12 protein-coding genes are annotated in these 13,716 nt (G+C 54.3%); 7 read left to right on the forward strand and 5 right to left on the reverse strand.

Annotated elements, in window-relative coordinates; all coding sequences use genetic code 11:
• Together Pla100_RS29750 and pepF are read right to left on the reverse strand one after the other, a co-directional pair.
• The coding region (locus tag Pla100_RS29750; protein ID WP_146582950.1) for a DUF4347 domain-containing protein at positions 1 to 628 on the reverse strand (628 nt) is incomplete at its 3' end.
• Positions 629 to 780: 152 nt separating this feature from the next.
• On the reverse strand, positions 781 to 2,589 hold the full coding sequence (pepF, locus tag Pla100_RS29755) for an oligoendopeptidase F (RefSeq protein WP_146582952.1): 1,809 nt from the start codon (positions 2,587 to 2,589) through the stop codon (positions 781 to 783).
• 361 nt (positions 2,590 to 2,950) lie between these two features.
• Between pepF and msrA the strand changes: the two genes are divergently transcribed.
• Entirely contained in the window at positions 2,951 to 3,634 is a 684-nt protein-coding gene (gene msrA / locus Pla100_RS29760; RefSeq protein WP_146582954.1) for a peptide-methionine (S)-S-oxide reductase MsrA, read from the forward strand.
• Between the two features lie 42 nt (positions 3,635 to 3,676).
• Here the strand turns inward: msrA and Pla100_RS29765 are convergent, their stop codons facing one another.
• The gene (locus tag Pla100_RS29765; RefSeq protein WP_146582956.1) at positions 3,677 to 4,324 is read right to left on the reverse strand and encodes a Uma2 family endonuclease; all 648 of its coding nucleotides are present in this window, start codon (positions 4,322 to 4,324) and stop codon (positions 3,677 to 3,679) included.
• 533 nt (positions 4,325 to 4,857) lie between these two features.
• The gene (locus Pla100_RS29775; RefSeq protein WP_146582958.1) at positions 4,858 to 6,270 is read right to left on the reverse strand and encodes a Gfo/Idh/MocA family protein; all 1,413 of its coding nucleotides are present in this window, start codon (positions 6,268 to 6,270) and stop codon (positions 4,858 to 4,860) included.
• Positions 6,271 to 7,740: 1,470 nt separating this feature from the next.
• On the opposite strand from Pla100_RS29775, the gene Pla100_RS29785 reads away from it, so the two are divergent.
• The 6 genes from Pla100_RS29785 to Pla100_RS29810 all read left to right on the forward strand — a co-directional run bounded on the left by Pla100_RS29785 (position 7,741) and on the right by Pla100_RS29810 (position 13,335).
• Complete coding sequence (locus tag Pla100_RS29785; protein ID WP_146582962.1) at positions 7,741 to 8,982, forward strand: hypothetical protein; 1,242 nt, start codon at positions 7,741 to 7,743, stop codon at positions 8,980 to 8,982.
• A gap of 505 nt (positions 8,983 to 9,487) precedes the next feature.
• Entirely contained in the window at positions 9,488 to 10,093 is a 606-nt protein-coding gene (locus Pla100_RS29790; protein WP_146582964.1) for a hypothetical protein, read from the forward strand.
• Between the two features lie 57 nt (positions 10,094 to 10,150).
• Positions 10,151 to 10,657 (forward strand): TadE/TadG family type IV pilus assembly protein, encoded by a 507-nt coding sequence (locus tag Pla100_RS32275; RefSeq protein ID WP_146582966.1) that lies wholly within the window; start codon positions 10,151 to 10,153, stop codon positions 10,655 to 10,657.
• Between the two features lie 69 nt (positions 10,658 to 10,726).
• Positions 10,727 to 12,025: a vWA domain-containing protein gene (locus Pla100_RS29800; protein ID WP_146582968.1), complete on the forward strand. Its 1,299-nt coding sequence runs from the start codon at positions 10,727 to 10,729 to the stop codon at positions 12,023 to 12,025.
• A gap of 13 nt (positions 12,026 to 12,038) precedes the next feature.
• Entirely contained in the window at positions 12,039 to 12,458 is a 420-nt protein-coding gene (locus Pla100_RS29805) for a TadE/TadG family type IV pilus assembly protein (protein ID WP_146582970.1), read from the forward strand.
• A gap of 259 nt (positions 12,459 to 12,717) precedes the next feature.
• Positions 12,718 to 13,335, forward strand: a complete 618-nt coding sequence (locus Pla100_RS29810) for a response regulator transcription factor (protein ID WP_146582972.1) — start codon at positions 12,718 to 12,720, stop codon at positions 13,333 to 13,335.
• Positions 13,336 to 13,528: 193 nt separating this feature from the next.
• Here the strand turns inward: Pla100_RS29810 and Pla100_RS32090 are convergent.
• On the reverse strand, positions 13,529 to 13,716 hold a 188-nt coding region (locus tag Pla100_RS32090), incomplete at its 5' end, for a hypothetical protein (protein ID WP_231603808.1).

Here is a 13,716-nt window from a genome sequence, read left to right on the forward strand (position 1 = left end):
AAACAATCGCCAGCATCTCGATCAGGTCTTGACCTTCCGTAGTGCGGGCGAGGTCACAACCGTAGATCAATAGATTAGCTTGGGCGTCCAAGGCGTGTCCCCATGCGGCGATGTCGCCGGCATACGAAGGCGCCGAACCCACGGTCAGCTTCGTGTTGCCTAGGACGACGCCCGCGCCGTCACCGTGAGAGAGTAAGTGAATCGCGTCGACGCCTGACATTGATGTCAGCGTTTGAGTGATCTGATCGATGCCGTTTTGTTCGGCGCCCAAATGCACGATCAGCCATTGAGTGTCGGCGTTGCTGTCTCGAAGGTTGGCGATCAATGTATCGGCATCTTGAACTCCAGCATCGACGAAGATGATTTCGATCGGCTTGGTAGCGTCGAGCCGCGAAACATCCGGTAGATCGGACTGTTCCGGTGGTTCCGAAAGTTCGTCTTGGGAAGGTGTTGCTTCTCCCGCAACGGAGCCGACCGCAGCGGCGGCGGCCTCCATCGCATCGATTTCGGCTTGCAGCATTTCCATCACGCCGGGATCAGCCACGATCGCCTCCATCGCTTCGTTGCCCTCGCCGGACAGAAGTACGCGATCTTCGAGTCGAAAGAAATGAAAGCTACGCTTGCCCATCCAGAATACCTCATCCCTCTAAACGACCGAATGGCATAGAAAGATGAACGCACAGCAAAGCGTTGATGATTAAGCTGACGATTCCGATCGCGATCGAGGTAGGGAATGCTCAGGTCGGGAGGAAGGGGCCAGTCCCTTTGGCCAGCGGCAAATCAAATCAACTCATCGAGTTGGCGAGTCAAGTCGGCGAAATGGTCGAGCGTTGTCTTGACCGCATCGGGTTGCGTCATATCGACCCCTGCCCCACGCAATAAATCCAACGGATCTTGGCTGCATCCGCCTTTGAGGAAACTCAGGTAGTCGTCGAGTTCCGCTTGACCGCCGCTGAGCACCCGGCGACTCAATGCGACTGCCGCGCTCAGACCCGTCGCGTACTTGTAGACATAAAACGCGCGGTAAAAATGTGGGATTCGAAAGCACTCGAGTTCTAACGCTTCGTCGACTGCGAATTCGGGACCGAAGTAAGCGTTGAGCAATTCCCGATATGCCGCACGCATCGATGCGACGGTGAGGGGTTCGCCCGCCTCGGCCATCTCGTGCGTGATCTTTTCGAATTCGGCGAACATCGTTTGACGGACGACGGTAGCCCGTAAGCTATCTAATTCATTGTTGATCAGGTAGGCGCGTTCGGTGTCGTCTTGGGCTCGCTCGAGCATGTGCTGCGTCAACAACTGCTCGTTGAACGTGCTGGCCACTTCCGCGACGAAAATCGTGTAGTTGTAGTACTGAAATGGTTGGTGCGACGCCGAGTACCAACTGTGCATCGAGTGGCCGGCTTCGTGCGTTAATGTGAAGACGTCGTTGAGCACTTCCTCCTTGAAATTCATCAAGATGAACGGGTCGGCGTCGTAGGAACCGCAACTGAACGCGCCGCTTTGTTTTCCACGGTTTGGGTAGCGATCCGACCAACGTCCTCGCAAGCCGGTTTCCAACGCACCGACGTATTCACTGCCGAGTGGTTGCAACGATTCCAAAATCACCTCGACCGCTTCGTCCCACGTATGGTGTTTCTTCACGTCCGAAAGAATCGGCACATAGGTGTCATAGTGGTGTATGTCCGACAATCCCATCTTGCGGCGACGGACGTCAAAATAGTGATGCACGGCGGGCAATGAGTCTCGCACCGCAGAGATCAGATTGTCGTAAACCGAAGTCGGTACATTGTCGTGAAAGAGAGACGATTCAAGACTGCTCGCATAATTGCGAGCTCGCGCATAATAGACGTCTCGATGAATACTACCTGCCAGCGTCGCGGCGAGCGTATTGCGGTGATCATCAAACACGGTGTAATACTGATCGAAGGCTGCCTTGCGAACGCCTCGGTCAGGACTCTGCAGGAACTGGCTCAGTGTCGCGTGTCCGAGTTCGATCGTTCGGCCTTCGTGATCGGTCAATTCGCCGAACTTTAAATCCGCATCATTGAGTTGCCGAAACGCGTTCCCGGCCGCGCCGGCCATCTCGCCCTGCATGGCCAACAAACGCTCTTCGCGATCGGTCAATGTGTGAGGGCGATAGCGTACGATCCGTTCAAGTTGAAGTTGAAAATCGGCGAGTTTCGGATCGGCAAGAAACTCGCTCATCTTTTCCTCTGAAATCTGCAACAGCTCCGGACGAACGAAACTGGCCGCCTGCGACGCTTTGACCGCGAGGTTTTGAAACCGAAGCTTGCGGGCTTGATGATCACTATCAGCTTGATCTTCGGTGGTTTTCAAAAACGCATACGTCCCCAAACGCTCCGCCACGCGGTCAAACGCCAAGTCAAACACCAAGAACTCGAGCAGGGTATCAGCGGATTCGCCCAACCGCCCCTGGTAGGTTTCGAACCGCTCGATTTGGCCGGCGATCTTGTCAAAATCTGCCTGCCAATCGGTTTCGGTTCGGTAAAGACTCGATAAATCCCAACAATCCTGTTCGGGAACTTCGTTTCGCGAGGGTAGTTTGGTGGTAGCGGAGGCGGTCATGGTGGCAATCCGTTGAAGAAGGAAAACGGTCGATCGGCGAAAACGGATTGTCGCGGACGATGCAGTCAATGGGAACCGGACATCACCCTGTCGATGTCGGACGAGCCGATTTCCGAACTCAATCCGAGGCGGATCGTCGCCGCAAACCGCCATCACTCATTGGCAGTCCGCTAACATCAAGTAGTCTGTTCTTTTCCTAGTGCTTTGTTCCGACTTGATTTCAGGGTGCTTATCATCGTGGCACGGTGGTCCCCCACCGTGATTCTCGACGGAGGACCGTCGAGCCACGTTGCTGACACCCTAAAGTCAAATGTGGATGAAGTACTAGATTCCATTCGATCCAATCACCGGAGCCATTTTCATGACATCTTCGCCCACCACATCTTGGCCTATTTGGGTGGCCGGCGCGATCTTCCTTGGAGCTGCCGTCATTGCATCGGTTTCAACGCAATCCAACCGATCGGGCGACAGTCTCTCGATTGCTAACGAGGACCTGACGCTGGTCAAAACGAATGCGGACGAATCCAAGCCAGGGACCGAACGAGCCGTTCTAGCGGGCGGATGTTTTTGGGGGATGGAAGATCTGTTCCGGAAGCAACCCGGCGTTCTAGCCACCCGCGTCGGATACACCGGTGGAGACATTCCCAACGCGACTTACCGCAATCACGGCAATCACGCCGAAGCCATCGAAGTCATCTATGACCCGTCAAAAACAAACTACCGCAAGATGCTGGAGTTCTTTTTCCAGGTTCACGACCCGACCACCAAAAACCGCCAAGGAAACGATATCGGGGCGTCGTATCGTTCGGCGATCTATTACACCAGCGACGAACAGAAAGCAGTAGCAGAAGACACGATCGCCGACGTCAATGCCTCCGGATTGTGGCCGGGTAAGGTGGTCACGCAAGTCGAGCCGGTCGGGGATTTCTGGGAAGCCGAACCGGAGCACCAAGACTACCTCGTTCGCAATCCACGCGGCTACACGTGCCACTACCCTCGAAAGAATTGGGTCCTACCCCGTCGCGATTCCAAAACGCCAAAGTGAACGATTCATCAAGTCCCGATATTTTGTGATTCCGGTTTGTGATTAACGTGCCATCCCCCGCTCGAGCGCGCGGATCAACTTGAGAGTGTCAGCGGCACGCAGCGCGTCGGCGTCCAACCACAATCTAGGAAACAGAACGCTGCGATAAATCCCATCCGACGGCGAAATATCGACGTAGCGACCATTGTCGTGCCGCCACCACGCGATGCGTCCCTCGATGGTTTCGAACACCAGATACTCGCCAACGCCCGCTTGCTCGTAGACGTATCGCTTTTCACCGAAGTCGTAACTGGCTGATGACCCGGCTATTTCGACGATCATTTCCGGGGGACCGACGATGTAGCCATCGTTGAAATGGGTTTGACCGCCCTCTCGGATCACGCACAGGTCCGGCTGTGGATCATTGTCAAGATTCAATTGAATCGTTGCGCTATCGGAAACCCGAAGCGTCGGGTGATGCATGCAGTAGTGAATCAGCCAACCGGCAAGCAACGCGTGAGGGTTGCCATGATGAACCGCTCGCAAAGGACTCATCAGATAAACCTTTCGATTAATCCGCTCTGCCTTTACCTTCTCGGGCATCGCCGAGCATCGTCGCCAATACTCTCCCGCGTCTAAGATGTCGCCACTTTCCAGTGGCGGCACCATTGACGCGTAGGGTGTCCGGTTCTCGTTGACGATCGATGACATGGGGTTGAGCCTCGCAATCACGTTTCTTGAGCCGACCTCGTTGATGATTCTATGACACCATTCCCTGGGCTGTTCAAAATTCGGTGTTGACTCGTTGTCTTTCCTTTTTTCTCCCAGCAGTTTCTTGTCCACCTGTCACCTCTCCCGAACGCAGGAGACTGCTGATTTAATTAAAAACACCGACTGAAGATCAGTCGTTTGGGCGTTAGCCCCGGTTCTGCAATGCCGAAACCGTGGCTAACACCAAAACGGCTAATTAAATCAGCAGTCTCCGCAATTTGGGTGAGGTCGAGCGACGACGTTCAGGAGTCCTCGAGGGAGGGGGCACGGGCGTTGTTTGGTTGAATCGGCTTGGTTTGCCCTGGGGAAGCCCCCTCCCGGATCTTGCTTCGCTCGATCCGACCTCCCCCAGCTTCGCTGGGAGAGGTGACAGGAAGTTGCGGAGAACGAAAATATCGCAAGACCAAATTTTGAACAGCCCAGCCGCCTTAAGTGGTAGGATCCAATCGGCGGCGTGCTATCGGCGGCCGAACTCAGCCGAGTTCCCAGCCGCTGCGGTATTCGCGACCGACGAACTGATTGACCGATTCCACGTTCGGGCTGGTCAGGTCCCTGGCGTTCCATTCGATCCGTTGGCCTTCGCCCGCACGCATGGCCAGGTTGCCCACGAGGATCGTTTCGGTCAAGCGACCGGCGATGTCGAATCCGCTGAACGTGCCCGGTTCGTAGAGCCCTTTGCAGGTTTGAACGAATTCCCATTTGTGACGTTGGTCACCACCAGCCTTGTGCGGAATTCGGGCGATCGTTTGTTCCGGCGGTTGGTAATCGGCGAAGTCCGATTCGGGCAACAAGTAATACTTCGCACCGTAATCGTCCGGCGAGAAAACCGCACCCTTGCTACCAAGGATCAATGCGCCGCTGGTTTTGCGTCCGCCTTCCCGCTGTTCGGCAATTCGTTTCTGGAACGATTCCGGTGTTTGCGAGAGGACTTCGTCGGACGGCAGGTTGCCTCCGTCGTACCAGTAGAACTTGCAAGCCGGCAATCCATCGCGTTCGGGGAATTCGAACATTAACGAGCTGCTGCCGGGATATTGTTCGCCTTCGACGATGCCAGGGTTCTTCACCGCAGTCACGGCGACAGGATCCCACAACTTCAGCGCTCGGACCGGCATGTTGGTCGTGTGGCAAGCCATATCGCCCAAAGCGCCGGTGCCGAAATCGACCCAACCGCGCCAGTTGAACGAATGATAAGCACCTTCTTTGAAGGGTCGCATCGGGGCGGGGCCGATCCAGGCTTCCCAGTTGAGCGATGCTGGCACGGGGTCTTCACCGGCCGGCCGGCCGCCACCTTGAGGCCAAACGGGACGGTTGGACCAAATGTGAACTTCGGTCACGTCGCCGATCGCGCCACTTTGAATGACTTCAACGGCTTCACGCAATCCGTCTTCGCTCGAACCTTGGTTGCCCATTTGAGTAATCACGCCGGTCTTTTCGGCGGTCTCGCGCATCAAGCGAGCTTCACGAATCGACCAAGTCATCGGCTTTTGGCAGTAGATGTGCTTGCCCATGTTCATGGCTTTGACGCAAGCGGCCGCATGGGTGTGGTCAGGCGTGCTGCAGGTGACGATGTCAATCTTGTCGCCCATTTGATCGAGCATTTCGCGGAAGTCGTCGAATTGCTTCGCGTCGGGAAACTCCCGACCTTTCTTGGTCAATGTGTCACGATCGACATCGCACAACGCAGCGATCGCGACGCCTTGCTCGCCGATGTGGCTGGTATCGCTGCCGCCCTTGCCGCCGACGCCGATGCATCCGGCCGACAATGCGTTGAGCGCCGATTGTGGTTTCGTGTCGGCCGCCAATGAGGTTCCCGAGAAGTATCCGACACCTGCGGTCAGGGCTGCCGACTGGCCGAGGAAGCGACGGCGATTGGTTCGTGAGTTCATGTAGCTAGGGTTTCCTTCGAAGGTGGGGTGGGAGTTGACGAATGCTAATTTGGCATTCGTTCATTCGGCATTCGTTCGATCACCGCACGGCCGTACGCGACCGACGCAAAACGGTTCCGCCGGATGTCAGAATAATTGGTGGATTGATCTGAGAAACCGATCAATCTCGCCGTTTGCCCTGAATCGCCTATTCCGGCCAGCTAACCAGCTTAGCAAGAACACAGCCCCGCCACAATCGACAGCCAGCGGAGTAACAAAAGCCATTAAAACGAAAAACCCCCGGCTCCGAGTTATCTCGGGGTCGAGGGTCGTCATTGAGCGGATTCGAGTGCGGATCAATCGAACGCATTTTTGAACGCGAGACGGCCACCTCTAGAGGGAGGGTGATGGCCGTCTCGCCGAAAGATGAAGGCTAGTTCAGCCGTTCAGCTCAGTGGCAGCCGCAAGGAACTTCGCAACCGCAAACTGGCTCGCAACCGCAAACCGGCTCAGCAATTTCGCAGCAACCGGTGTCGCAGGCGCTCTTCTTGGCGAACAAGCGAGCGAACAAACCGCCGAAGGGACGGCAAGGTTTCGAATCGCAGCAAACTGGCTCGCATCCGCAAACTGGTTCGCAAATCGGCTCGCAACCGCAAACTGGCTCGCAGCAAACTGGCTCGCAACCACAAACTGGCTCAGCGATTTCGCAGCAACCGGTGTCGCAAGCACTCTTCTTGCACGAGAACAGTTTTTGAAGCAGGCCCATCTTAGGAGCACAGACAGGCTCGCAGCCGCAGACCGGCTCGCAACAAACGGGCTCGCAGCCACAAACGGGCTCACAGGCGACGTCGCAACCGGAGTCGCAACCACCACCGAACAGGGATTTAAGGTGACCGAAGGCGCTTGCGTTGGAAGCACTTGAAGCGACGATAGCAACGGCCAAAACAGCAGGAACGAGGATACGGTTCATCGTATGGGACTCCATGGATTTTTCTATTTGGGAAGGTTTCGATTGGCACTTCTCGGTCGCGATCATTCCGGCTAAAGGTTCAAAAGAACCGGGAGGGGTTCATGCGAACCGGGAATCGGCGAATCGAAATTGGAAACGGGATTGAAAGGGCGGACAGTTGTGCCGATGCGTTAAAGTGAACCTTAACCGCAAAGGCTCCGTGATCCTTTGGTCCGTAGTCTCCGGTGCTATAGGAGATATCGGACACCCCGACCCCGACTCCACAAAAAACATTGACAATCGATTCAAGAACGACTCAAGTCCGTACCGTCTGCAACGTTCGCAACGCCTTAGGCGATCGACAGGCCTGAACGATGCCGCCGAAAAAACTTTGAAAAAACCAATCCCGTTTTTTCTTGACACACCCCAATCAGCGCGCACCACCTCTTCACTCTTCACTCTTCACTCTTCACTCTTCACTCTTCACTCTTCACTCTTCACTCTTCACTCTTCAATCTTCAATCTTCAATCTTCAATCTTCAATGATCTCCCTCGAACTGGATTCATCCGCCTCGCTCTGCTCCGACGCGGACCTGTTCGCCTTCGGCGCAACCGAAACGGCGCACTCGGAGCGTTTGCAACGACTCGAGAACCGGCCTTGCTTTCGTCTTCCCGAGCAACAACTTGATCAGTACGTCAAACGTCGGGGATCATCCGACTTGGGACGCGTCTTTCATGTCGCCAACGGCCTCCACGAACACATCGATGCGATCGTCGTTTTAGGTTCGCGACGGTCGACGCTCGCCTTTGAAGGTTTGATGCAGGCCTGTTGCGACCCCTATCACAATGAACTTTCGCGAGCCCAACGAGGATGCAAACCACGGGTCTACTTCGCCGGCGATGGTTACGACAACGATGCAACCGCCTCCTTGTTAGAACGACTGCGGGCGGCGGACGACGAGACATCGCAAGCCGAGCGACGATTCGCCATACTGATTCATCTGGACGACCAAGCGGAACCGGCGATCGCGGCACTGCCGCCTTTTGTCGAATGCCTGCGTCGGATGTCGCCCGATCGCACCGATTCATGGTTGTCTCGATTGGTCGTCCCGATCGTCCACAAGGGTGTCTCCGTTGAGCAGGGTTGCGCAGGAATCCAACCGAAGTTTACCTTTGAGCTTGATCGCGATTTGCGGGGCGAATCGAACGCCTTGTCAACAGCGACGCTGTTGCCGGCCGCATTCTTGGGGCTGGATTGCATGAAGTTGCTTGAAGGAGCGGTCGCGATGAACACGCACTTTGGCTCGGCCCCGTGTCAACAAAATCTCGTTCGGCGGTACGAGTCTATCATTCGGTGTTGGGCTGCCAAACACCCGGAGGTCATACCGAGTATCCGTGTTTGGGAGCATTCGTTGAGGTCGCTTCAGCAATGGGGGGGATCCCTCAATCCGCATGCCGAAACGAATCCAGCTCAACCACCCTGTACGATTCATTGGCGAGTCCGTTCCCACCGAACCGATCCGGTCATTCTGGCGGACAAGCCTGGTCAAACCTATCACGATCAATTGCACTGGCAAATCAATCGATTCAACCGCTCCATGCAATCAAGCGGATACCCGACGATCGACTTGACTCTCCCCATCATCGAACCCTACACGCTCGGACAGCTCATTCAAATGACGATCATCACCGCCGACCAGCAAGCGGTACCTCATGGTTTTGCGGATGCGACGCGCACCGACTCAGACACCGCAACGCTTGAGGAACGCGAGCAGGTCAGCTAGCTATTGAAATCGCTCATGATTCTGCGAAAATTGTCCGGCATCAGCAAACAATCACTCGCAATGCAGACTTCGACAGTCTCCTTGAGTAACGTCCGGGTTTTGCCCTGATTGTCGACCAATTGACGGGCAACACGAACAATCGGATCTCGAATCCACCGGGCAAATGAAACCCGTTACGCTCTTGTGTTGGAGTTCGCGAAGGTGTCAAGCGGACACCCTCGCCGTAAATCTCGGCCGCAGTCGAGGGATCCGCCGCCGCGAGCAACACTCGCCCCTTCGATCGGTAAAGACACTTCAGTCGCACGACAGGACGTCGCGTCAACGCATGGACTCACCCAATAAAAGAGAATTGGCAAATCGGGAGCCACTTGCTTTTAACTTCTTCTAGATTCGAGTCAGGTCAAATAGAAGTTTTTAATAATCATCTTATTGGCTCACTTTCGCGACCTAGACTTTCGCAACTCAAAAAAAACGATTCCCCAGCACGGACCGAATTGAGCACGGAATGAAAGTCAAAAAACAGCGTAACGATCGCTCTAAAATGATCGTTGACATCAATACACAAGGCATAATCGTTCGTAAGGCGATCGGGCACTGGGTACTATTCACCTGCGCGAGTCTTTTAATTTCCGGCATCATTCACTTCTGCCGGAATCCGTTTGGAAGTTGGGAGGATAACGCAATTGAAGGGTTGAAATCGTTTGCACCCGTATTGGCCACTTTGGCATGCTTGGGGCCTGTCTTCGTATATGACTTTTTGCGGTTGTCCAACCGCATTTTTGGTCCGATCCCTCGGATTCGACGGATGATCCGAACTCTCGCCGATGGTGGTGAAGTTAACTTGCTCAAAACGAGGAAAGATGACAGTCATGCCGAGCTGATCTCTGATATCAACTTGCTTGTTCAGATGATAATTGACACGCGGGTTGTACGGGTACCGGAAGAAAGTCAGGCGTCCCCAACGCCCGTCAAGAGTTCCGACGTCGACGAGTCACTTGCCAGAGATGTTCAGACGCTTCTGCAATTGTTACGAGCATCTCAAGTAAGCCCTCAGATTGTTCCCAGCGTGTCCCCGCAAGATCCGTCGACAGTACATGGTTCCCGTTACTAAACCGATCCCGGAAATGTCGACGACAACAGCAATACTCATGAGGCCACGTTGAAAATCATGCTCATCATCCAATCAAACCACCGGGACCAACTTCATGCACTTAGCATCAATCGAGAATCCAGTCGGTCGATAAGTAATAAACGCCACGGGGAAAAATCGCAACTTCGTCCGAGCGATCGGCGAGGAATTGCCGCTGTCGAGTTAGCAATATGCGCACCGGTCCTCATTCTACTCTCGGTAGCATTGATTGAACTAGGGTCGCTGATCTTTGTAAAGCAATCGCTTGCGATTGCAGCTTACGAAGGCGCTCATCATGGTGTGCAGCCAGCGGCCACGGCGACGGAGGCGATAGCTGCCGCCCAAGAAATCTTGGACCAGCGTCGAATTCAGGGTGCACAAATCTCGGTGATCCCCGGCGACCTACCACGCATCCCGGCGGGCGACCTATTTACGGTGCGAGTCACGGCTCCATCGAATTCGAATAGCATCGCCATTTTTCGGCTATTTACAGCGACTCAGCTGGAAGCTGAAGCCGTTGTGATGAAGGAAACCGAACCACAATAAACGCCGTCGCTTCCTAGAGACCTCCTTCCCCGCACATTCCCGACTCTCGCTATCTCCAATATCGATCAAATGAATAATTCCGGCCAACGGGAATCGCACAAGCCGTCGTCAGGCATTGCTAATTCCAGTCTCTTCCGCGACTCATCGCTACTGCGGCTTTGCCCAACGTCGAAGGACCTTCGTCGTGGTGTCATTGTTCCGCTGCTTGCGATCATGCTTCCGGTCTTGCTGATGATTGCGGGCTTCGGTATTTATCTCGCCAACGCTCAGCTTATCCGTTCGGAGCTGCGGACCGCCGTTGACTTTGCTTCGCGGGCAGGCGCAAGAAAGCTCTCGATGGAGCAAAGCCAAGCTGCAGCAGTGTCGGCTGCAATCGACGTCGCGTCAAGAAACACGATCGTGGGCGAACCTCTGGCGCTTTCACCTCAAAGTGTTCGAATTGGAGAATCACGACAACGCAACGGAGTCAACTCACGATTCGAATTCACCGCCGGTAGCTCTCGTCCCAACTCGGTCCAGGTCACCGGATCCACAAGAGGAAATCGTGGTTTGACCGGATTTTTCTCCGCAATATCAGGTGTTTCTGATGTTGAATTCACGCTTCCGTCAACGGCTACGAATTTGGACAGAGACATATGCCTTGTCATCGACCGATCAGGATCGATGATGTTTCCGATCCAAGGCGGATTCACGAACGAACGTTGTGGGCCGGTTCCGGCGAATTCTCGCTTCGCGGCGCTCGTCCGCGCGGTCAACGTGTTCATTAACGAACTGAACAAGACGCCCCAGCAAGAACTAGTGTGTTTGGCATCCTACAGCAGCAACATTGTCGTCCGATGCAAGTGCTGTCCGCGGGTAATCGGCAGTGACCCGGTTACGGGTGACCCTATTATTAATCCCTGTTCAGGCGTGTCGTCGCTTTGTGGAGGACAGACTCGGTACACGTATACGTTTCCCGAGGCGCAGATCCATTCGACACTGTCGACGAATACCGCCGCTCTTCTCGGTCCGATTAATCAAATGGCCGCGTTAGGTGTTGCGGGGGCCACCGCGATCGGCTCGGGACTGCAACAGGGAATCGCCGCCGTGAAGGGGGCTGGCTCACGTCCTTTCGCATTCCCAACGATCGTGTTGCTAACCGATGGTGAACATAACGAAGGCACGAGTCCGGACATCATCGCCCAACAAGCGAAGGCAGAAAACATCGTCGTACACACCATCACTTTCAGCGTCACGGCCGACCAGGCGTTGATGCAGAAAGTGGCAGGAATCACCGGTGGTAAGCACATTCATGCGGACGATGCAGGCGACTTGAACGCCGCATTTCGCGAAATCGCACAAACTTTGCCCGTTATGCTGACCAACTAAGTTGAAGAAACCAATGCTAAATCATAATTCCAAACAAAACCGACGCAAACGCCTTGGCGCGACCATGGTGGAGTTTGCCGTCGTTACACCGATTCTCTTTACGTTACTTCTTGCTGTGTTTGAGTTTGGTTGGCAAGTTGTGATTCGTCACACAGCGGACAACGCTGCTTATGAAGCCGCGAGAAAGGCGATTGTTCCTGGTGGAACAGCCGCTGATGCGATTGAAGAAGCAAATCGAGTCATGGGGATCGTTGGCGCGAGGAGTTTTACGGTCAACGTGACACCGACTGTAATCACCGAAGCCACCCGCGATATCGAAGTCACTGTCAGTGGCCAGTACGCCGATAACGGAATTGTTGCTGCTAGGTTCTTCAACGGCCTTGGTTTCGAGTCACGTTCAAAGCTGCTAACCGAACGACCGCGAAGAGACTAGGTGCCCGTCTTTGAACTGGACATCGAATGCGACATACCAAGTATAGGCTAGGTATCCGCAATCAGTGAGAAACGCAGTGGAATTCAGCATCGCTCATAAAAGGTCTTCTGTGGACGATTGATCACCTCCAACCAAGAAAAAGAAACCGGTTCTGGAACACGCCATGCATGCCTCGGGTATGATACGATCTTGAGATGCTTCCGGTCCAGCACACTCGATTGCTTCGCCAAATCCCACTCGTAAACTCGACGGATGCAAGATGCAGAAAACGATTGTTTACGTTGTCGACGACTCCGATCTTATCCTCGATTTGGTTCGCAAGATCTTAGAGAACTCCGGTGAAATCGAGGGTTCTTACTATCAATCGGGGATCGAATTGCTCAATCAACTTCGGCCCGGCGTGGTCGATTGTGTGGTCGCTGATTTGAAAATGCCTGACGTCGATGGTGAAGAACTCTTCCAACGGATACGGCAATGCGACCCGCTGGTTTCCATCGTCATCATGACCGGGTTTGCGGATGTGAAAACCGCCGTGCGACTGATGGAACAAGGGACGTTCACGTTGCTGGAAAAGCCATTTACTCAGGAAGAGCTAATCGCCGCCGTGAAACGGGCGACGAACCATACCTGCGAGCTTCGAAAGAATAATGCTTCCTTAACCAAAGCAACGGCGATGAAACAACTTCTCACCGCTGAGGAGGCCGAAGTGCTCGAATGCATCGTTTCAGGGCTGACCAATAAGGAAATTGCGAACACGTTGACGCTAAGCCCACGGACGTTGGATCGACGCCGACAGAGCATCTTGAGAAAACTGAATGTGAACACGGTAGCGGAAGCCGTCGCGCTCATCGCTCGCACGGCCGCTATCTCGCGCTAGTGCTTTGTCCAACTTTAATTTTAGGATTAGCCGTTTTGGCGCTAGCGGTCTGTTGATTTAGTTTGCATCGTAACCCGAAGCGTGAGCGAGGGACACATTAAGAGGTTTTAATGGCGCTGAATCCCTCGCTCACGCTTCGGGTTACGATTAGATCAACAGCCCGCTAGCCACGGTTCCGTCGCAAAAACCGGGGCTAGCGCTGGGCTGCTAAAAGTTTGGTGTTGACACGGATTTTTGGTGTCTTCTTTTTCTTCCTGCACTTTAGGCGATTGCCTATCACTTCAAAATTGATCTTGCCACGAAAAAGGCCCTCAGAGAAATTGGAGGTTCTCACACCAAACCAATACTCAAAGGGCCAAGGATGGCTAAGAATATACGCTC

This window comes from Neorhodopirellula pilleata (assembly GCF_007859915.1).
Taxonomy (GTDB): domain Bacteria; phylum Planctomycetota; class Planctomycetia; order Pirellulales; family Pirellulaceae; genus Rhodopirellula; species Rhodopirellula pilleata.